Here is a 21156-nt window from a genome sequence, read left to right on the forward strand (position 1 = left end):
TCGATAAGAAGAACTTCCATTTATTTTTAAAAGAATGTGAGTTTAGATTTAACTATGGTTCACCATCTAATCAGCTAAAATTCCTGAGAAAATGGTGTGATATTTAATCCTTATCTACTACAGCCCCAAAAATTATTTCTACAGCATAATTGCTAAGCTTATCAATATTTATATTACTCCAGTTACTAAAATTAGACTGAAAAACGTAACGCCCAAAATCACCGTACCAACCTGTACCTCTACCATACTCTGTCGTCATTGAGTCTATAATTTTATCTTGAGCAAAACGATGTTTAGGAATGGTTTTATCTTCATAATCATTCGCGTACTCATTGTCAATGTCTTCATTACTAGGAATAGTTTTAGGAAACACACTTTTATATGATGGTCTAGCTAACTTCAGCTCACTTTCGCTAAAACCTACTAAATTATGACTATTAGCATATTCAATGATATTTCGAGCAAAGTCTCTTACAAGAACATTAGGATACACCTCTTCTTTAGCGAAAATATTGCTAAGGATAAAACTGGATATCTCATTTATTGATTCATGGCTCTGTGACGATAATATTGCACCATACACTGAAGCTAAAACACGCTCAAACACATAAGGATCATCTACTTCTTGAAAGGTTGATAGCAATTGAACCGCAACATGAATATGGTTTTGTAGAAGGCGAGTCAATGCTATTGTGGCATTGTCTCGTAACTTAATGTTTGAAGTTTGCTAAGAGTATGATGTGAATATCGCACAACCGCTAAGAGTATGATTGTTTATCCCAACCGTAGACTGTATCAATAGAACGTAAATAACATTTCACCCTCGGAGAAAGCCTATCAAGAGGATTACCAGTAAGATTGATACATCTCAAACTATTCAGCTGTGTAAAACTATCTGGCAGGTTTCTAAGATTACAATAAACAAGCTCAAGCTTAACAAGATTATTAAGCTCACCAATACTATTAGGTAGCTTGCCCAATTTACAATAACTGATAAAAAACTCAGTCAGACTCTTAAGTTGCCCTATGATTTCAGGCAGCTCTTTGAGGCTACAATGGTTAATATAAAGCTTCTCTAGATTAGTAAGTTGACCTACGCTATCAGGTAGCTTGTCAAACTTGCCATGACTAATAAAAAGCTCAGTTAAGCTAATAAGCTGCCCTATGCTATCAGGTAGGACTTCAAGCTTAGAGTGATTAAAATTGAGCTTAGTTAAGTTAACGAGCTGTCCGATGCTATCAGGCAATACTTTAAGTTTACAGTTGATAATATTAAGCTCAGCAAGGTTAATGAGGTGTCCAAAGCTATCGGGTAGCTCCGTTAGTTCAAGGTGAAGCAGGTCAAGGTGAGTTAAGCTCAAAAGCTGGCCTATGCTATCAGGTAGCTCTTCAAGCTCACAATGAGTAATAAAAAGCTCTGTAAGACTGCTCAGTTGTCCAACGCTGGCGGGCAACTCTTTAATACGACAACGATTAATATAAAGCTTGTTGAGGTTGGTAAGCTGTCCAATACTACTAGGTAGGTCTTTGAGATCACAGTTAATAAGATCAAGGTCATTTAAATTTTTGAGTTGCCCTATGCTGTCAGGCAAGTGCTTGAGCGGGCAATAACTAATAAAAAGCTTAGCGAGGTTAATAAGCTGCCCTATGCTGTCAGGCAGTTCTTCAATCTCACAGTGAACTATATCAAGTACCGTAAGCTTAGTAAGCTGTCCAATGCTGTCAGGTAAACATTGAATCTGACAGCGACCAATGAACATCTTAGTAAGGTTATGAAGTTGTCCAATACTATCAGGTAGCGCTTCGAGTTCACTTTGATCAATAAAGAGTTCAGTAAGATAACTCAGTTGCCCGATGCTCTCAGGTAATGCGACAAGTTTAGAGTGACTAATAGACAGTTTGGTTAGATTAGTGAGCTTACCGATATTGGGCAGTAAATGACTTGAACATATGCCACTGATAGTTATATCTACTAGATTTGTAAGGTTGGTAAGCTCATCGGGTAGATAGGCTATTCTATAGACGTCTTTTGAGTGTTGCTCATCATGTTCAGGCTCTAAGATCTCTAGCTTCTTTAGGGCTAACAGTGATTCTTTATTACGAGGAATTTCAGAATGCTTGAGCTCAAACTCATCTGCCCACGCCCATATTTTCTCAATCCAGTTGTCATTAGTATTTAATGTTTTATTAGAAGTATCAGACTGATGAATGTCCTGATGGTAGTTATTATTGTTTGGATTCATAGCTTTATTCCTTATAACAACTTGAACTATTTTTCTTATGCCAGAATAACGTTAGTATCCTGACATAGGTTTATGCAGCCCTATGCTACACATAGTCGAGATAGTCTTTAGCTAAATAGTCTTTAGCTAATTTGCAAGGGGTTTTTTACCATTCATGATCTGCAGCACAAAGGTTCCGGACATTGTAATCAGTAGGAAACCATGGAAGGCCTCCATCGCGGTCATAAATCGAAGATGTCCGTTAGGCATGAGGTCACCTCGCCCAAGCGTTGTGTAGTTAACTAGCGAGAAGTAAAAGTAGTCCATAAAGGTAAGGGAGGCACTGCCGTTGGATGAGGACGAGACGAGGTCACCAACCTGAAAGTTATGCACAGCAACCCAAAAGCCAGTCGCATAAAGCAGTGCCTCAAGGATATGAGCCAGCACGATTGAGGCAACTGCGACCCCAAGGCAGTGTCCCAGATGGCGCGACGGCGTCACAAACTGTGACGAGAATTTTAATACGCCATAATGTATTGCTGTGCAGACAGCGATTAGAATCGCTGCCATTATAATTGCCAGAATCACTTTTTATCCTTTTTGAGGAAGGAACGACATTAAAGGAAGATTACCCTATTTATTTTAACTAATCCTGTATAATTTTTTCACTATAGCTAACGACTACGCATAAGCACTAGAGTCTATTCAGATAGGTCATTACGCAGTCATTTGAATCAGTCAGCATATGTAGTAACAATCCTAGACCAATTATTCTATAGGGCTTTGGTAGAAATAGCATAGCCGCATAAACTGCCATTGCATAGTAAGTATGTAATGGATGAAAATTAATACTACAGCGATCAGGTAAGAAAACAGGTGTTGCTAGCAAGTGATCTAAATCTACCAGCATGGTTGCTAAAAGAATCAAATATACTCGTTTGTAATCATCACGAAAAAAAGTATAGGCAATAATCAACGGCATGCCAAAATGCAGGAAGTAGTGGATAACGGTTTGGATCATCATCTTTCCAATTCAGCATGATGTTTTATTGATAAGTTGGTATGCAGAATAATTAAACTAGTAAACGTTACTTAAGAAGCCAAAGCTACATGTTCATGCTATGTTCAGACTTGAAAAACAGGCGCAAAGCCACCCCCTGGTGTGCGAAAGTTAGTCGCTTGGCCTTGATAGATACGCCCAGCAGTTAGTAGCAGCTGTCCTGCATAGGTATAAAGACGTATATCTACCTTTCTAGTCGTCACCACATCATCAATCTTTATTGATCGCTCTGTAGCAGGGATAAAGGTCTGCGCAATATAGCTTTCATCTAAAATAGTCTCGAATACGCGGCGGGTAATCTTGCTGCCACGGTAAACGCCCTTACTACCATAACCAGCTACTGGCTTAAAAAACAATTGTCTCCGAGTACGCCATAATTCTGCTGCATCCTCTTTTGTAACCATTCTGGTAGTTGGTACTGACTTTTTTAGATATTCTGCATCATCATCACCTAGTCCCCACGACTGCAAAGTTTGCGTATCGGATAGTAAAGTCAGGTTGCGCTTATTAGCGAATATAGCATGGGCATGCGGATTGGGGGTTACTACTACCGCACCCTCTAAATAGGCACTTTTAAGCACGGCGTGGTTGGGGTTTTCAAAGGCGAAATCGACTAACCGATTATAGATCATATCAATGGGCTTGCTATGAGCTGTCAGTACACCATCAGCATAGTTAAGCTCAGACGGATCGAGTATAACGGTATCAATGCCTTTAGCTTGAAGTAGTTGGCAGGCTAGCTGAAACTCCAAATACATGAACTGGCTTTTGGGCTCATTATCCACAATAGCAATGCGATTGGGCATGCTAGTTGCCGATTGTCGCTGCCATTCTTGTATGAACATATTAGCGACCGCTTCTTCAAACCCATCAAGCATTTTAGTAGTAGCAACACTTTGCTCTGAGGGGCGACAGCAGTGTTTTTGTGCGCGGGCAAGTGCTACGTTTAAAAATGCGCCTCCAGCATTGGTATTGATCTCAATAAGCTTGGGGTCATCGCTCCCTAAGTGAAAGTCATAACCCATAAAGGCCCCTATTGGCCCCGGATCGAAAGCCGCGATATTGGGTGCCCACGACAGTACTTGCTGTTGATATGACGGTAGTCTAGCAGTCGACTCAATAGCTGCGATGATTCGCACCATTGCTTCTATCTCTGTCTTAGGGACGAACACCGGTGTCGCTGAAAACAGCTTATTAAGCTCATTGGCTCCTAGTGGATTATCTCTTGTGTTTACTAATTGATCTTGCAGGCTGTTATTAAGCGCTTTACGATCTAAAGTACGGCAATAGCACTCTTGATTAAGCTGATTTGCCAGATTATCATTCGTTTTGTTTTTATTATTAATTAGGGATTCCATTTAAATCTCATTACTAAGTTGAATGTACTGATAGGGTTTAGGGGACAGCCAAAATAAAAAAAGTGTCTTAAATGTTTAAGATAAGGTTATTTTTATAGTTACTTTACGAAATAGTCATTTTGCAAGATACTTAATTTGCAATATATCTAGTTTATAAATTAGCTACTTTGCAAGGTTATACGGTTTTACGCTCTTCTTTAATGAGTACTTTCGCTAAAAACAAACCTAACTCGAACAGTAGCCACATTGGAATCGCGAGCAATAGCATTGACACCCCATCGGGCGGTGTGACTACCGCTGACACAGCAAAACAACCGACGATGATATATCGGCGCTTACTCTCTAGACTCTGAGTGGATATGATACCGACCATTATCAATAATAAAGTAACCACTGGAATCTCAAAAGTGAGTCCAAATACCATAAATAACTTTAGCGCAAAGCTTAAATAACTGTCGATATCGGTCATAGGTATAACGTTTTGCGGAGCGAATAAAATAAAGAACTTCAATACGCCTTTGAGTACCACAAAGTAGGCAAAAGCGACACCAGAATAAAATAGGAATATCGAAGATATCAGCACTGGAATAGTGATTTTTTTCTCTTTTTTATATAATCCAGGCGCTATAAATGACCAAATTTGATACAGAATATACGGCATCACTACAAAGGCAGCAACGAAAATCGTCAAGCGAATAGGTGCCATAAAGTTCGAGGTAATATCAGTAGCAATCATAGTCGAATTCGCAGGCAGCTGCGCAACCAGAGGGTCTGATAAAAGATTGTAGAGCTCACGCGAAAACCCTACCAATGCTAAGAAGACGATCAAAACGGCTACGCATATTTTGATGAGATGCTTGCGTAATTCAATCAAATGCTCAGTAATAGGCATGTCGCTAAGCACATTCAGCACATTCAGCACATTATCAGTCTCAACATTATGGGTAGCATCTGACGCCTTAGCATCTGTATTTGCTAACTTTCTTTGGCGACTTTTTTGGCGCTTAAATAAGCTCATTTATCCCCCTTCTCTATAGCTGAAGAAGAGGAAGTATCTGGCTGATGATTTTGCTGCTGAGGAGTGTTTGACTGATAGGAAGTATCTAAGCTTTGGTTTTGCGAGTTTTCAAACTTATCCATACTACCGCGCATCTCGGCTAACTCACGCCGCATGTCTGTCTCAGTCTGACGAATCTTTGCCAGCTCATCTTGCATCTGTTTTCGTGTCTCAGCTAGATCAAGCTCAGCTTCTATTTCAGATTGTAGAGTGGATACTGTACGGCGCAGTTTGGCATACCATTGCCCAGCGGTACGTGCGGCTTGCGGCAGTTTTTCTGGGCCCAATACGATTAAAGCAATGACGCCAAACAAGAGTAATTCGGAAAACCCAATATCAAACATAACAGTCACATATATTAATAGACTACTTAGTGCCGCTATTTATAAGCGGCGCGCTTCATACTTTAGGCTGGTCATCAGTGGAAATAGGGCTGATTTCCATATCATCAGCCTGATTACCTACACGCGTATTTAAATCATTACTTGCAGCTGGCGTACTATTTTCATGGCTAAGCACATGATTTTTGCGAGCATTCTCGGGTTCTTCATCTTTGACCGCTTCTTTAAAACCCTTCACCGCACCGCCTAAATCTTTACCTGCATTTTTAAGCTTGGCAGTACCAAATACGACCACCACTACGACCAATAAAATCAGCCAATGTGTAATAGAAAAGCTGCCCATAACGGTATCCTTATATTTTGTGATCTTGTTTAGACCAGTATGTGTCAGTGTGCTTTAGAACACTTTTTACCGTACCAGAATTATAGTTTCAAACGGCGCAATCGCAGCGCGTTAGCAATCACCGAGAATGACGACAAGCTCATCGCTGCCGCTGCTATCATCGGACTGAGCAGAAGCCCAAATATGGGATAGAGCACACCTGCGGCAATAGGAACACCAAGTGCATTGTAGATAAAGGCAAAAAACAGATTCTGTCTGATATTGCGCATGGTGGCGCGGCTAAGCTTATAAGCTTTGGCAATGCCCATTAAATCACCTTTTAGCAGGGTAATGCCCGCACTCTCCATCGCCACATCGGTACCGGTTCCCATAGCGATACCAACATTAGCTTGCGCTAGCGCTGGTGCGTCATTGATACCATCACCCGCCATAGCGACCAATTTACCGCTGTCTTGCATTTCTTTGACGATACGGTTTTTATCCTCTGGTGAGACATCCGCATGAACTTCATCAATACCTAGTTTATTGGCGACTGCCTGCGCGGTTTTTTCGTTGTCACCGGTTAGCATCACAACTTTTAAACCTGCGTCATGAAGCAGTGAAATAGCCTCTTTAGTGCTTGGTTTAATAGGGTCAGCAACTGAAATAATACCAGCAGCTTTACCGTCTATAGCCACAAACATTACCGTTTCACCGTCTTTTCTACGGACATCAGCTTTAGTGGACAGCTCATTATCAAAACTATTTAGGCTTTCCATAAGCTTAGAGTTACCAATAGCGACTTTCTTACCATCGACCACGGCTTGTACGCCTTCGCCAGTAGTCGAATTAAAGTCAGTAGCTTTAGGAATAATGAGTGATCTTTCTTGAGCTGCTCTAACGATAGCTTCTGCTAAAGGATGCTCGCTAGTGCTTTCTACTGAGGCTACCAATGCGAGGAACTCGTCTTCATCTTGACCTACCTGCGCATCAATTGCGGTAAGCTCGGGCTTACCAGCGGTTAATGTGCCAGTCTTGTCGACGACAATGGTATCGACTTTTTCCATACTCTCTAACGCTTCAGCATTTTTGATGAGGACGCCGTTTTGCGCGCCTTTGCCGGTACCAACCATAATGGACATCGGCGTCGCTAGACCAAGGGCACAAGGACAAGCAATAATCAGTACCGCAATCGCGTTAACCAAAGCATAGGTCATAGCGGGCTCAGGGCCGAATATCGCCCAGACAATAAAGGTTATGATAGAGCTGACAATAACAATAGGTACGAACCAACCCGCCACTTGATCTACCAAGCGCTGGATAGGCGCGCGGCTACGCTGGGCTTCAGCAACCATTTGTACAATTTTAGATAATACTGAATCTGCTCCAACATTGACCGCTTCGACTAATAGCGTTCCGGTGCCATTTACCGTACCACCAGTCACTGTATCTCCTGCTACTTTTGATACAGGGATTGGCTCACCCGTCACCATTGATTCATCAACACTACTATTACCATCGATCACTGTACCATCTACGGGTAGTTTCTCACCTGGTTTAACCCGTAGCTTATCGCCAGTGACGACCTCATCAAGCGAGACTTCGACTTCTTCACCGTTTTCATCGACACGTCTTGCGGTTGGTGGTGCGAGCTCAAGCAAAGCTCTAATCGCACCTGAAGTTTGGCTTCTGGCTTTGAGCTCTAATACTTGACCCAGTAGCACCAAGGTTACAATGACCGCTGCTGCTTCATAGTAGACTCCGACTTGACCAGAGGCATCTCTGAAACTGTCTGGGAAAATATCGGGAAAAAAGGTCGCGACAATACTAAAAATATAAGCAGCGCCTACGCCTATCGCAATCAAAGTAAACATATTTAGATTGCGGCTTTTTATAGACTGCCAGCCACGAACGAAAAACGGGGCGGCGCCCCAAAGCACTACAGGGGTCGCGAGCACTAACTCAGCCCATTGTAAAACCTGTGAAGGTATACCATACTGACTAAAGTCAACTCCAAACATACCGCTCATCACATATATTAATAGCGGTACAGTCAACACGGTACATATCCAAAAACGACGAGTCATGTCGTCAAGCTCTGAGGTGTCCTCTTCACCGATAGTAAGCGTTTCGGGCTCAAGCGCCATACCACATATCGGACAACCGCTATTTCTAACGTCTCTCACTTCAGGATGCATAGGACAGGTATATACCGTGCCATCGTAATCAGCAGGTACTTTATCGTATTTACCGCCTTTAACAGATTTTACTCCGCTACTATCAGTATCCTTTCCATGACAGCTAGCGTGACTATCATCTTTAGCAACTTCGTCTTCAGGTTTAAGAAACATGCCACATATTGGGCAGTCACTTTTTTCAACATCTCTTACTTCTGGATGCATAGGACAAATATAGACCGTACCGCTATAATTTTCCGGTATCTTGTCGTACTTATTGCCTTCGACAGAATTTACCTCATTACTATTATTAGCATCCGCTCCATGACAATGCGCATGACTATCTTCATGGTTGTTGGATTCAGCAACCTCGTCTTCAGGTTTAAGAAACATGCCGCATATCGGACAATCGCTCTTTTCAGTATCTCTAACCTCAGGATGCATCGGGCAGATATAAACCGTACCACTATAATTTTCTGGTACTTTATCGTACTGACCACCTTTGATAGATTTTTCATCGGCAATATGTTTCATAAAACCACTCCTTGAAGATAATAAATATTTATAATAAGTACAACTCTTAAAGCACTATCATCAATCCTCGATTGCTATTCATCTAGGGCGTGTTGAACATTCGCAAATAGGCACTGCTGATCGCTAAAATTGTTCCAGACAAGGCACAAAGCGACGATAATGCAGATGCCTTAGCGAGATTTGTAACGCAGTATGGGGCAATTTTAGCATCAGCCCCAACGATAAAAGCAGGGGACAGGACTCTTTTTTGCCGCTTCATCGTTAAAAATAAGCGCTTAGAATGACGAAACTTATTATTTTTAACATCGAATCGCCTAAAAAATAGTCGCTGTCAGTGCCATGGTCGAATGTTCAACACGCCCTAGTCATTAATCTAAAAACCTCTAAAAAATAATTTCTATACTTTTCAATTGGAATTTAGTTTTTATCACGCAAATACTTGAGCAGTGCCATGATTGTTAGTACTAGTACTGCGAAAAATAGTAGGGTGAATAACAAACAGATAAGCATCATAACCCAGCCCATGCCATACATCATTGAGCCGTTCATCATGCCATGCATTGACCCATTCATTATGATTTCTCCTCAGTCTAAACTGTGATCACTCCAACTCTTCAATTAATTTTTACTCGAACCGAAGAGGTTTACTGACTGTTAATATATCAATATCTTTAGCGCACTTTGGCGAACCAACGATATAGTGGCACGAACAAGATGGCGAAATACCAACCGTAAAGATATGATTCTACAAGTCCAATTAGAAAACCTGTCCATGTTAACCACTCAAAGCCAGGTAGTAGAGGTGCCCAAGCTTCGTGCATCGCTATCTGTTCGGGTGCGAGTAAACCAAACCCTATGCATAATAGATAACTAATAAGTAGAAACAACGATACACTATTGCCAACAGGGGCAATCCTTAAAGTACTTGTTGTTAAGTTTGATTTGACCATCTTAGTAATCCTCACTATTGTATGATGTGGTTCAAGCTCAACATAACCAATCGTATCTAACCATGCTAACTCTAAGGATTTGTATGAATTAAAGCTTTATCCTGTATTGATATTACTTTTTAACTCGTGCGGCGGCGGCAAGTTGACGCCATTGACCCCATTGAGGAATAAACATTGGCACTTGCTGTTTGTAAGCAAGGTAGTCTTTACCAAACTCTTCAAACATATGCCGTTCCTCACGTCGAGCTAACCATGTGTATACAAGCACAATCACTGGAAACAGACCGATTGAAAACAGAGTTGGCCAATGCACCACACCCTCACCGAACAGTGCAATAAACAACCCGGTGTACTGAGGATGACGTACGTAGGCATAGAGTCCATCAGTTACTAAACGATTTTCCCCTCGTGCTTTGTGGACTTGGCGCCAACCTTGAGCAAAAAGACCGACTCCTAAAAATGCAATAGCATAGCCGAGTAGCATTGAGATCATCATGCCTGTCTCACCTAAACCAACAAGGGTCGACCATAAGCTAGCGCTGACATATTGGCTGTCCAAACCAAAAAACCGTACTAATAAATATATAGTGAGCGGAAAGCCATACATTTCTGCGTAAAGTGCAATAATGAAAGCCTGAACTACACCAGCACCCGCCCATTCACGCCAGTTCTTTGGTGCGAAATAACGGTAAAAGAACCAAGAAATCAGAACAATAACAATTAGTGCGAGACCCCAAGTTCCAGCGTGATTAAATGACTCATTCATAGCTTACTTTCCCTGTTGTCTTTATGAATATCGTATTGCATGAAATCAATTCTTGAAGATAGTAAGCAGACGCTTAAATCTATGCAATTTTTAACCAAACAATTTTTCTGTAAACTCTTTGATGTTACTGTCAATGATGGTCTGCAAGCGTATCTTTTTCGATAGCTTTTTTCCTCGCTGAAGATTTCAGGTAAACCTGCTCAGCCACAGCAATCACTACAATAGTGACGACTGCTACGCCAAGTACGAATGGATCTGAGTTTAGTTTAATCCAGACAAAACCGCCGAGAACCAACAGGTCAAGAAGTATGGCCACTATAGGCACCCACATCACCGCCTTTATATCCTGACGAAGGTATCGCAAAACACCCCAATGAATGGCGATATCCATAATTAGATAGAAAACAATGCCAAGCGCTGCAATTCGTGATAAGTCAAATAACGTCGTAAAAGCTAAACCCAACACCACAGTATAGACCAACGTATGTTTTTGAACGCTTCCCGGCATTCCCAAATGACGATGAGGCACCAGCTTCATCTCAGTCAACATAGCAAGCATACGAGAGACTGCGAAGATGCTAGCAAGGAGGCCGCCAGCGGTAGCTACCATTGCGATTGCAACTGTGAACCATAGACCATAGTCGCCAAGTGCTGGGCGTGCGGCGGCAGCCAAGGAGTAATCTTTAGTTTCGATGATTTCGGCAAGAGATAGATTACTAGACACCGCGAAACCGACTAGAGTGTAAATAACTACGCATATTGCGATTGATATTACAATGGCACGGCCGACGTTGCGATGAGGATTTTTTACTTCCGAGCCACTGTTGGTAATCGTGGTAAAGCCTTTAAATGCCAGTATGCCTAGCGCCGTTGCGCCAAGAAAGTCACCAACAGTATTAGTGTCATCTAATGTAGAAGAATCAACTGCAAAGCTATCAGCTAGCCAGATACCAACCAACCCGAATATAAGAATACCGACAATTTTTATAATACCGATAACCGATGCAACCCCCTGAATCCAACGATTACCAAGTAAATTGATAAAGAACGCAGCAAGAATAAGCGCGGCGCCAAGGATGGATACCATGCGACCGCTGTCATCGCCACCGAATAACTGCATAGTGTATGACCCGAACGTCCGGGCCAAAAAGCTCTGCGCTATAACCATGGAGAAATACATCAGCATGGCATTAAATCCAGTCGGTAAACGATCTCCGTATGCCTGATGCAGGTACATTGCAACACCGCCAGCCGACGGGTAAGCGTTAGAGATTTTGATATAAGAATAGGCACTAAAAGAAACAACGATTGCGGCGGCTAGAAAAGCAAGTGGGAAAAGCGAACCCGTCATCTGAGCCATCTGACCGGTCAGAGCGAAAATACCAGCACCGATCATGACACCGGTACCTAGCATAACTGTTCCTGATAATGTCAAACTATCCTTCTGATAGCGAGTCGTTCTATCTTGCTTCATACTTATTCGACCTTAATTTATTTCTTCGTAGAACTTCAGTTTTACAGGTTATTTTTGAAGTAAGGAGTAGGTATAGTTAGAATTAAAAGACGCGATATAGTAAATAGTTTTTAAAGAAGAGCTTACTTATTGGTATCATAATATATTATTCCAACTCATCAATAAGTGCTTGCATCTCACCGATTTCACGCTTTTGTGCTTCGATAATGTCATCAGCAAGCTGACGTACACGTGGATCTTCGATATCAGCACGCGAACTGGTCAAAATAGCAATCGAGTGATGCGGTATCATCGCCTGCATCCAATCCACTTGATCGACCGTTTGTTGTGATCTAACGCCCCAAAGACCAAAGGCAAATAAAACTACGCTAACCCCATAAACCATCAAGTTTATCTTGGTTTTTTTATACATATTAGTCATAAAGGCGAGCATGATAATTGCCATCATAGCGCCCATATATAACGCCATATAAGCTCTGGTTTCGCTAAAATAAACGTGATCCCACTGATAGGTGTTAAAATACATCATGATAAACATCACCACTGTCGATGTTAAAATCATGATTGTGAACTTTACATAAGGGTTCATTTGCTTCTGTTTATTATCCATATGGTTATTCATATTCTTGTCCTTAATTTAGTAAAAAGGCACCTAAATAAAGAGGTGCCTTTTTTTAGAGCTAGTGTTATAAACTGTTGTTACTTACATGGTTAACACTAGAACCAAAACATCACACCAGCAGTCAGACTATTAGAATCAACGGCTACGTTTTCTTGGCGGCGTAAGTCTCGTGCATCCCCTAAGGCTGATGCATAACTAAAACCAACGTAGGGTGATAATTGACGACTTAGGGTTTCATAAGCTAACCGAACTTCAGTTTCAAGCTCATTAAAACCTTTAGTAATACCGTTGTCAGTATCATCTTTACTGAAAGCAGTCAACTGCACTTCTGGTCTGACCACCCAACGCTGAGCTAAGCGCCACTCGTACGCTGTACCAAGATCAAGCTGGACTTGTCCATCAGTATATACGTAGGCTCTTGCGTCAGTCTCAACAAAGTACGGCGCTGTACCGACAATGCCAGCCATGATTGCGGACTTATCGTTTTCAGTATTATAAGCGACACCTGCTTCTCCGTTCCAATAGATACCGAGAGGCTTCCAGTAAGCGAGCGAGGTCAGACTATCGATTTCTTTATCATCGTTAGTTTGAGCACTACCCTCACTGCGTAGAGTGACACGATTACTATCAGTACCGTACCACGTATCAAACTCAAAATCGATTTGGTCATTCTCAAACTGATAGCCCAAAGTTTCTACTGACACACCCCATAACGGTAAGCTATCCATCATCACAGGCTTACCATACTGTCCATAGTCAACACCATTTGAGTAGTCGGGACTACGAGCATTAGGAGGTGGTTCGCCGCCTTGCATTCCAGACATATCCATATTCATACTGCTATGATCCATACCTGACATATCCATGCCACTATGATCCATATCTGACATGTCACCTGACATATCCATACCACTGTGATCCATATCCGACATATCGCCTGACATATCCATACCACTATGATCCATATCCGACATATCGCCTGACATATCCATGCCACTATGGTCCATATCTGACATATTGCCCGACATATCCATGCTGCTGTGATCCATATCTGACATATCCATACCAGACATGTCCATACTGCCATGATCCATGTTCGACATCTCAGCAGCGTTTGCTAAAGGTGACATTAGTAGCATCAAAGATGACATGCCAATAAACGGTAGACCTACTTTATATATTTTCATAATAAGGCTCATATTCGAAGGTTTATTAAACAACGGCAACTTCTCTAAACATCCCGGCTTCCATATGATAGAGCAAGTGGCAATGCCATGCCCAGCGACCAGCTTCTCCTGTGACATCAAAGCTAATTTTTTGAGCTGGTTGCACCATTATCGTATGTTTGCGAACTTGAAAATCGCCATCAGGCGCGCGCAAATCGCTCCACATACCATGCAGATGCATGGGATGATTCATCATGGTGTCATTGACTAAGGTAATACGCACACGCTCGCCCGGTTTGATATTAACAGGCGGTGCGTCCTTAAACATAATGCCGTCTAACGCCCAGATATAGCGCTCCATATTACCGGTTAGATGTATTTCAATCTCTCTGGTAGGTTTGCGCTGCTCGGCCATTATTTCATTGCCAACAGAATGCAGTTGGTTATAAGTTAAAACCTTACGATTAATATCACGCAAATTAATACCCGGATCATCGAGATTCATCCGTGGACTATCGACGCGCATATCTGTCTTAAAGTCATATTCGGTCTTAGCATGACGGGAATCATAGCCATTAGCACCCATAGCCCCCATCATATCGGACATAGTTAGCCACTCAACATCATCCATAGCAGGTATGGCAGCGCGAGCGCCTCTTTTAGTGGCAAGCGTGGTTGCGACAAAGCCGGTGCGATCGATGTTTTGGGCAAATATGGTATGCGCGTCACGGGTTGGGGTGACGATGACGTCATAAGTCTCAGCCACACCGATGCGAAAATCATCGACATCAACGGGCGCGACATCATTACCATCGGTGCCGACCACTTTTATTTTGAGCCCTGGAATGCGCACATCAAATATGGTCTGCGCGGAGCCATTGATAAAGCGTAGTTTGACCGGCTGACCGGCTTTGACCAATTGCGACCAGTTAGCCGCTGTCGTTTTACCATTCATAAGATAAGTAAACGTGGTCTCACCAGATAAATCAGTAAAATCAGTCGGCATCATGCGCATCTGGTTCCACATTTTACGCTTATCATAAGCGGCTTCTAAATCCTTTGCTGCAATATCAGATAACAGTTTTTTAAAATCTGGCAAATGGTAATTATCAAAGTCAGCACGCTGCTTAAGCAGTTTTAGCAGATTATGCGGATCGCGATGCGTCCAATCACTAAGCAGGATAACGTGATCTTCCTCGATAGGGTAGCGTTCGCGCCCTTTAGGTTCAATCACAATAGCCCCGCGCATACCGGTCTGCTCTTGGAAGCCAGTATGCGAGTGATACCAATAAGTGCCTGACTGTGTCAGTTTAAATTTGTACGTGAAGGTGCTACCCGCAGGAATACCATCAAAGCTGATACCCGGTACGCCATCCATCTCAAACGGCACTAAGAGGCCATGCCAGTGAATAGAGGTCGACTCATTCAGCTGATTATGGACTCGAATGGTGACCGTATCGCCTTCTTGCATCTTAAGCGTTGGTGCAGGCAGTGAGTCATTTATCAGCGTTGCCATGCTTGACTTGCCGTTGACCGTTATCATCTTCTCACTGACATAAAGATCAAATTCATTACCCGTTAGTATAGGTACAATGTGATCGGCTCTATCACTATTGACTACAACATTTTGGCTTTTAGTTAAAGCACTATTAGCCATCGTCGGTAGTGTGGATAGCATCGACGCGCCGAGCAAGGTGGATGACCCTGTCAAAAAACGCCTGCGGTTAAATCTGTTTTTATTCATAATATTGACCTAAGTTAATCCATGAAATGAGAGTTGAACTTATATATCTGATAACTTATTAATAGAACTACATCTGCTGCGCTGGCGACTCAATAGCCGCATACACTTGAGTGCTGCCATCCTTGTTCAATTGCATGACTTTATAGGGCATAAATTTATCTTGATATTCCATGCCCGGACTACCAACTGGCATACTCGGTACCGCAAGACCGATGGAATCAGTTGGCGGATTGGCTAGAAACTGTGCCATGTATTTGGCAGGAACGTGACCTTCAAAAACATAACCATTAGTAGTGACGGTGGTATGACAAGAGCGCATTTGCTGCGGGACACCGTAACGCTCTTTAAATAAAGATAAATCTGTAACGTCTTGCGCAGTTGCGCTTAGACCATGACCTTCGGCATAGCCTACCCATTCTTTGCAGCAGCCACAATTAGCATCTTTGTAAACTGTAGCCGAGACGTTTTGTAGAATTGTCGACCCAGTACCTGAATTAGCACTGACAGACATCATTTGCGGTTGTGGTTGCTCTATTTGAGCACTTTTGGTGGCAAACGCTGGCTCAGTTTGAGTAGAATTTGAAACACTAGTATCGGGCTGACTACAAGCCATTACTGTTGACGTTGCTACTAGTAAAAGAGCAGAAGCTGATACCTTTTTATGTCCATTGCCCATTATATTTATATAGCGTCTCATAACTTACTCCTAAGCGTCTGCTTATCTGTTGAACCTTCTAAAGATTTATACCCTATAACTAAGTGTAGTATAGGCAAAGTTTAAATCCCAAAAGGCAGCTCTATTTAGTACTGCGCTTTTATAAAGGAATATGGAAGAATTAATGCTGCATTCCAGCTCCACCTTCTGACATATCCATCATGTCATCATCCAGTCTAGTGGTTAGCATGGTATACTGATTCTCATTTAACTCAGGTAGTGATCTAATAAAAGCGACCATTGCCCACATTCTATCGTCGTCATGAGAAGCACCCCATGCTGGCATGCCTGATGCCATAATACCGTGCTTAATCGCCCAAAAACTTTGCTGAGCTCCTGCATCCGTTTTATAACGATCAACTACTTGCGCATTAGTGAAATTAGGTGGCTTAGGGTATAGGCTCTCACTAAAATCAGTGCTCTCTACCCCAGGAGACAAATGGCAGCCTGCGCACATATCCTTATAGTCCGCGCCCCCAGAGCTGATATCGACCTTCTCTAAGTCTGGTACCACAATATCTTTACTGGCATTTGCTATGGAACGTTTGCGAGCGGTTTCCAAGAAATTATAAACCAATGGACTATGTCCTTGATCAGCGCCAATATTAATGACACCACTCATAACCACAGTAAAGACACCAACAATAGCGACCACGACAGTGAAAAGTACTCCTAGTAAAAACTTCATGGGTTTATCCTATAATCCATTTTCTTTAATACCCTACTCTTAGCGTCTACAAATATTTCCTACAAACCCTTATTACTGATTGATGAAACTATCTAGCAGTAATAAAGGATTTATAAAATCAATGTTTAAGAGTCACTTTTATCTGTTACGCAGTGCTTTTGATACATTTGCTTCATTTTACCCATGTTAGCCATCATCGCTTTCATGGCAGGATCGTTCATATCCATTTTGCTATGATCCATTTTTTGCATCATTTGCATATGCTTTTGCATTTTTTCACAGTTCATCTGATCTTTTTGCGCATGCATTTTTGGATCATGCGCCATAGCTGAGGTTGAAACGACTAGAGCGACGGCAGTGGCTACGATTGCTTTAGGTAAAGACTTTGATTTAAAGAGTGACATGGTTAATCCTTAATTGATTTAGTTGAGGGTACATAAAGCTTTAGGATATTAATTCAGTCTAAAGCATAACCAGTCTAAAGCATAACTTATTGATTCTGACAGAGAGATGACAGCAAGATGACAATATTGTCATCTTGCTACTTTTATATTTTAATCCGGCACGTATTCATTTAGTATGGCATCAGCATTTCTATCACGATCGCTACCATATTTTTTTATAAAATACTTTTCAGACTGCAGATGTTGATTTTGATGCTGAACTTCGCAAGCGACTCGTGCATCAACATAGCTTTTCATTTGAGCATCAGACATCTGCGCGTTATTGTGATCTAGATTTCTGGCAAACGTAGTTAAGTTATCGCAATTATCGATAATTGAAGTGCTTAGATTGGTAGTATGCGCATTAGCTGCTGATATACCGATAAGCATCGAAGCGGATAGCAGCACCACTTTTTTGAATGAACGATAGCTTTTCATATAACATCCTTAATAAATTATTAAATATTGAAACTAATTACCTGTAGTAATAATTCATAGTAGCTACACGTATCAAGAATGTCAAGAATGAGCCGCTATGTACTATAGGTATAGATTAACAAACGAAGACTGACCATTTGATGACGAGCGCATGACATCTTTGTCAGATACCAGTCCGTTTTGTCATTTATATTGATTTGGGTATTATAAAATCATAATTATATTGAAGGATTACTATGAAAGTACTACTAGTAGAAGATGAATTAAAACTCGGCGAATATGTAAAAAAAGGCTTAAGTGAAGCAGGCTTCATTGTTGATCATCAGCTGACAGGTTTAGATGGCTACCATGCTATGATGACTGAAGAGTTTAGCGTGATACTCATGGATGTTATGCTGCCTGATGTTAGCGGTTTTGAGCTAGTACGTAATTACCGAGCGGCTGGCAAGCATACGCCAGTTTTATTTTTAACGGCAAAAGATGATTTAGATGACAAAATCAAGGGGATTGAGATTGGCGGTGATGATTATCTGACCAAACCTTTTGCCTTTGCAGAGTTAATAGTCAGGATAAAAAGCTTATTACGACGCGCCAATCAAGCCGACTATAAAAGTACGCTCATGCAAATAGCGGATCTCAAAATGGACATTGCCAAGCGCACTGTACATAGAGGAGACACGCCCATTAAACTAACCGCAAAAGAGTTCTCCCTATTACAGTTTCTATTAGAGCGCCGCGGTGAAGTATTACCACGCTCAATCATTGCTTCACAAGTATGGGATATGAACTTTGATAACGATACTAATGTGATTGATGTGGCAATAAGACGTCTGCGTATAAAAATAGACGATGAGTTTGATACCAAGCTAATTCATACTGTGCGTGGCATGGGCTACCGATTAGATGCTGTCGACGTTTCAGCTAGTAATAAAGCTGCCAGCGAAACGGAAGATAGCCAATATGATAAATAGATTGGACAATCGACGCTTACCCTTACTATGGCGAACTGTGTTTTTATTGACGATATTTGTCGTTTTATCGCAGTTGATAATCTATATCTGGGTACAGCACTCTGTTAAAAGCCATTTTGAGCAAATGGATGCTGAAATCATTACCCACGCAGCCTTTAATCTACGTAAGCGCGTAACAGAGGCGGATAACCAAATAGCCTCTCAGACACTACCTAAGCCTCAAAGTCCATCAAACACTCAACAACCGCTAAGCTCGAAAGCTTCTTCAAATCTACTTCCTACAATAGCCACAGAAAATGATGATCACCTGCATTCATCAGCGCTAGATTACGATCTAAAAACTATCATTGCTGATAAAGAGGGGCGATTGCTATCTAGTACTCCCAAAAACTTTGCTAATGAATTAAGTGCCGACTTTAACCTATTATCATTACAGCAAAATCATGATGACAGACAGTTTGTAATAAATATTAAAGACAGACGTTATCGAGCTATGGTTATTGGAGACGATGACATGCTTGCCCTTATCGCCTTACCCATTGACGTGCATCATCAGTATTTATTACAGTTTAACCGTCAACTTAGTCTGATCCTATTTGCCATCACACTACTGTTGATTTCAATAGCAGCCTTAAGCGTGTATTGGGGTTTTGCCCCTTTATCCACTATCGTGCAAAGGATGAAAGGTATTCATCCTGAAAGATTGAGCGAAAGAGTAATAGTTAGTGATATGCCATTAGAGCTAAGACCTTTAGCAGAATCCTATAACTCGATGATGGCTAAGCTTGAAAGCAATTTTGAGTCGTTGTCGCGATTTTCAGACAATATCGCGCATGAGCTACGCACGCCAATAGCGACGCTGATTACGCAAACGCAAGTCATGTTAAATAAGCCTAGAGAGGAAGAGGAATATGTCGAACAATTACATCAGCAACATGACACCTTAGAGCAATTATCGGCGATGATTAACAACATGCTACTGCTAGCAAAAACCCAAAAAGGACTGAGTGATTCGCAAGTGACTACTGTAGATACTGAGGTCCTAATCAATAAGCTGTTAGATTACTTTGAAATGATTGCCGAGGATCGTAAAATAACTTTTGTAAAATTAGGAGATTTTAAGGCAGTATTAGGCGATGAAGGTTTATTGCAAAGGCTATTTGCTAATCTGCTATCAAACGCGATCTACTACGCCGCTAGTAATAGTGTCATCACAATATCAGCCACTGTCAACACTCCAAATACTTCCGTTAATACTTATAAGATGCTTGAAGACGATCAAAGTAACACTCAAACCGCGAAGCAATCTTGGCTAGAGATAACTTTTACTAATCTTCTAGAAAAACCGTTAAACCAAAGCGAAGCAGATCGATTGTTTGAGCGCTTTTATCGTCATGATAAAACTAGCCAGCACCACTCAGGCTCAGGTTTGGGTTTATCTATCGTTCAGGCTATTGCTAATGCTCATAAAGGGACGGTCAATATCACTATCAAAGATGAGTATTGTTTTGAAGTTACTGTAGGATTATTGATTGCTAAGTAGCATACACCTCAATATCCTAGTGTTCAAAATATTAATAATATGTAGACCTACTATAGGTCTATTTTATTTTGATAAGTCGAAAAGGCTCTGAATGCTATTATTCATATAGTGTATAAGGCTAGATTATGAAGTCTAGTTTTCTTAGGTGATGTTGTTGATATGGGGGTTTGATAAAGGCGTACTTTACTAACTGCCACTTCGGGCATAGCCCTACGCCTTGCGTCACTAAAACAGTCTCCCAGACTGTTTCTTAACGTTCCTCATTCGCGAAGTACGCCGTCGCATTTTTTAGTATTTCACGCTCCTCTTCAGCCACTTTGAGCTGACGCTTGAGCTGCTTTATTTCTTGAAGAGCACTCATAAGGTCAGGATCATATTGCTCTGTGCCGACAAGCTTGCCTTGATTGGATTTGTTATTCCAGTTTGAGAGCGTTTGCATGGCAATACCAAGCTGCTTTGCAGTCGCTGAAATATTGCCATTATTATCTGCTATTTTCTTGACAGCTTCGGCTTTAAATTCGTCACTATAAGTTCTGATTTTCTTGGTCATGGTAAACTCCTGTTA

General features: G+C 41.5%; 22 protein-coding genes and 2 pseudogenes. 3 read left to right on the forward strand and 21 right to left on the reverse strand.

Annotated elements, in window-relative coordinates; all coding sequences use genetic code 11:
* Positions 1 to 107 (forward strand): annotated as a pseudogene (locus tag HL061_RS02885) (IS1595 family transposase); the annotation flags it as partial.
* Here the strand turns inward: HL061_RS02885 and HL061_RS02890 are convergent.
* From HL061_RS02890 to HL061_RS02980, 20 genes are all read right to left on the reverse strand, one after another.
* Positions 104 to 685: a hypothetical protein gene (locus HL061_RS02890; protein ID WP_252962505.1), complete on the reverse strand. Its 582-nt coding sequence runs from the start codon at positions 683 to 685 to the stop codon at positions 104 to 106. The pseudogene HL061_RS02885 and the gene HL061_RS02890 sit on opposite strands and share 4 nt — an antisense overlap.
* Before the next feature lie 73 nt (positions 686 to 758).
* Positions 759 to 2243, reverse strand: a complete 1485-nt coding sequence (locus HL061_RS02895; RefSeq protein WP_193005964.1) for a leucine-rich repeat domain-containing protein — start codon at positions 2241 to 2243, stop codon at positions 759 to 761.
* A 126-nt stretch (positions 2244 to 2369) separates the two neighbouring features.
* Positions 2370 to 2792 carry an ion channel gene (locus HL061_RS02900; protein ID WP_197496721.1) on the reverse strand — a complete coding sequence of 141 codons (423 nt, stop codon included), beginning with the start codon at positions 2790 to 2792 and terminating at the stop codon, positions 2370 to 2372.
* A gap of 124 nt (positions 2793 to 2916) precedes the next feature.
* Positions 2917 to 3243, reverse strand: a complete 327-nt coding sequence (locus HL061_RS02905; protein WP_025645701.1) for a DUF6122 family protein — start codon at positions 3241 to 3243, stop codon at positions 2917 to 2919.
* Between the two features lie 104 nt (positions 3244 to 3347).
* Positions 3348 to 4640 carry a hypothetical protein gene (locus tag HL061_RS02910; protein ID WP_071001775.1) on the reverse strand — a complete coding sequence of 431 codons (1293 nt, stop codon included), beginning with the start codon at positions 4638 to 4640 and terminating at the stop codon, positions 3348 to 3350.
* A 175-nt stretch (positions 4641 to 4815) separates the two neighbouring features.
* Entirely contained in the window at positions 4816 to 5658 is an 843-nt protein-coding gene (tatC, locus tag HL061_RS02915; protein ID WP_071001776.1) for a twin-arginine translocase subunit TatC, read from the reverse strand.
* A complete protein-coding gene (gene tatB, locus HL061_RS02920; RefSeq protein WP_025645695.1) occupies positions 5655 to 6041 on the reverse strand; it encodes a Sec-independent protein translocase protein TatB in 387 nt (128 codons plus the stop codon). The genes tatC and tatB overlap by 4 nt, the downstream gene beginning before the upstream one ends.
* A 55-nt stretch (positions 6042 to 6096) precedes the next feature.
* Entirely contained in the window at positions 6097 to 6381 is a 285-nt protein-coding gene (gene tatA / locus HL061_RS02925; protein ID WP_011959992.1) for a Sec-independent protein translocase subunit TatA, read from the reverse strand.
* An 80-nt stretch (positions 6382 to 6461) separates the two neighbouring features.
* Entirely contained in the window at positions 6462 to 9071 is a 2610-nt protein-coding gene (locus HL061_RS02930) for a copper-translocating P-type ATPase (protein ID WP_156770961.1), read from the reverse strand.
* 417 nt (positions 9072 to 9488) lie between these two features.
* Positions 9489 to 9644 (reverse strand): hypothetical protein, encoded by a 156-nt coding sequence (locus HL061_RS02935; protein ID WP_156770962.1) that lies wholly within the window; start codon positions 9642 to 9644, stop codon positions 9489 to 9491.
* A gap of 98 nt (positions 9645 to 9742) precedes the next feature.
* Positions 9743 to 10021: a DUF5676 family membrane protein gene (locus HL061_RS14020; RefSeq protein WP_025645689.1), complete on the reverse strand. Its 279-nt coding sequence runs from the start codon at positions 10019 to 10021 to the stop codon at positions 9743 to 9745.
* Between the two features lie 112 nt (positions 10022 to 10133).
* Entirely contained in the window at positions 10134 to 10787 is a 654-nt protein-coding gene (locus tag HL061_RS02940; RefSeq protein ID WP_068037334.1) for an isoprenylcysteine carboxylmethyltransferase family protein, read from the reverse strand.
* A 130-nt stretch (positions 10788 to 10917) separates the two neighbouring features.
* Complete coding sequence (locus HL061_RS02945) at positions 10918 to 12261, reverse strand: APC family permease (protein ID WP_071001777.1); 1344 nt, start codon at positions 12259 to 12261, stop codon at positions 10918 to 10920.
* 145 nt (positions 12262 to 12406) lie between these two features.
* Entirely contained in the window at positions 12407 to 12883 is a 477-nt protein-coding gene (locus HL061_RS02950; RefSeq protein WP_071001778.1) for a DUF305 domain-containing protein, read from the reverse strand.
* Between the two features lie 95 nt (positions 12884 to 12978).
* A complete protein-coding gene (locus tag HL061_RS02955) occupies positions 12979 to 14070 on the reverse strand; it encodes a copper resistance protein B (protein WP_071001779.1) in 1092 nt (363 codons plus the stop codon).
* Positions 14071 to 14095: 25 nt separating this feature from the next.
* Positions 14096 to 15793 (reverse strand): copper resistance system multicopper oxidase, encoded by a 1698-nt coding sequence (locus HL061_RS02960; RefSeq protein ID WP_071001780.1) that lies wholly within the window; start codon positions 15791 to 15793, stop codon positions 14096 to 14098.
* Between the two features lie 67 nt (positions 15794 to 15860).
* Positions 15861 to 16490 (reverse strand): DUF411 domain-containing protein, encoded by a 630-nt coding sequence (locus tag HL061_RS02965; protein ID WP_071001781.1) that lies wholly within the window; start codon positions 16488 to 16490, stop codon positions 15861 to 15863.
* Positions 16491 to 16629: 139 nt separating this feature from the next.
* Complete coding sequence (locus tag HL061_RS02970; RefSeq protein ID WP_252962506.1) at positions 16630 to 17196, reverse strand: cytochrome c; 567 nt, start codon at positions 17194 to 17196, stop codon at positions 16630 to 16632.
* A gap of 125 nt (positions 17197 to 17321) precedes the next feature.
* Positions 17322 to 17600 carry a hypothetical protein gene (locus tag HL061_RS02975; RefSeq protein WP_071001783.1) on the reverse strand — a complete coding sequence of 93 codons (279 nt, stop codon included), beginning with the start codon at positions 17598 to 17600 and terminating at the stop codon, positions 17322 to 17324.
* 150 nt (positions 17601 to 17750) lie between these two features.
* Entirely contained in the window at positions 17751 to 18077 is a 327-nt protein-coding gene (locus HL061_RS02980) for a hypothetical protein (RefSeq protein ID WP_071001784.1), read from the reverse strand.
* A gap of 236 nt (positions 18078 to 18313) precedes the next feature.
* Here HL061_RS02980 and HL061_RS02985 point away from each other — a divergent pair, with 236 nt between their 5' ends.
* Both HL061_RS02985 and HL061_RS02990 read left to right on the forward strand, forming a co-directional pair.
* Complete coding sequence (locus HL061_RS02985) at positions 18314 to 19048, forward strand: heavy metal response regulator transcription factor (protein ID WP_025645672.1); 735 nt, start codon at positions 18314 to 18316, stop codon at positions 19046 to 19048.
* On the forward strand, positions 19038 to 20591 hold the full coding sequence (locus tag HL061_RS02990; protein WP_240366282.1) for an ATP-binding protein: 1554 nt from the start codon (positions 19038 to 19040) through the stop codon (positions 20589 to 20591). The genes HL061_RS02985 and HL061_RS02990 overlap by 11 nt, the downstream gene beginning before the upstream one ends.
* A gap of 286 nt (positions 20592 to 20877) precedes the next feature.
* On the opposite strand, the pseudogene HL061_RS02995 reads toward HL061_RS02990, so the two are convergent.
* A pseudogene (locus HL061_RS02995) lies at positions 20878 to 21141 on the reverse strand (transposase); the annotation flags it as partial.
* Positions 21142 to 21156: the final 15 nt, after the last annotated feature.

Origin of the sequence: Psychrobacter sp. PSP (genome assembly GCF_024085615.1) — a bacterium.
In the GTDB taxonomy this organism is placed as follows: domain Bacteria; phylum Pseudomonadota; class Gammaproteobacteria; order Pseudomonadales; family Moraxellaceae; genus Psychrobacter; species Psychrobacter pacificensis.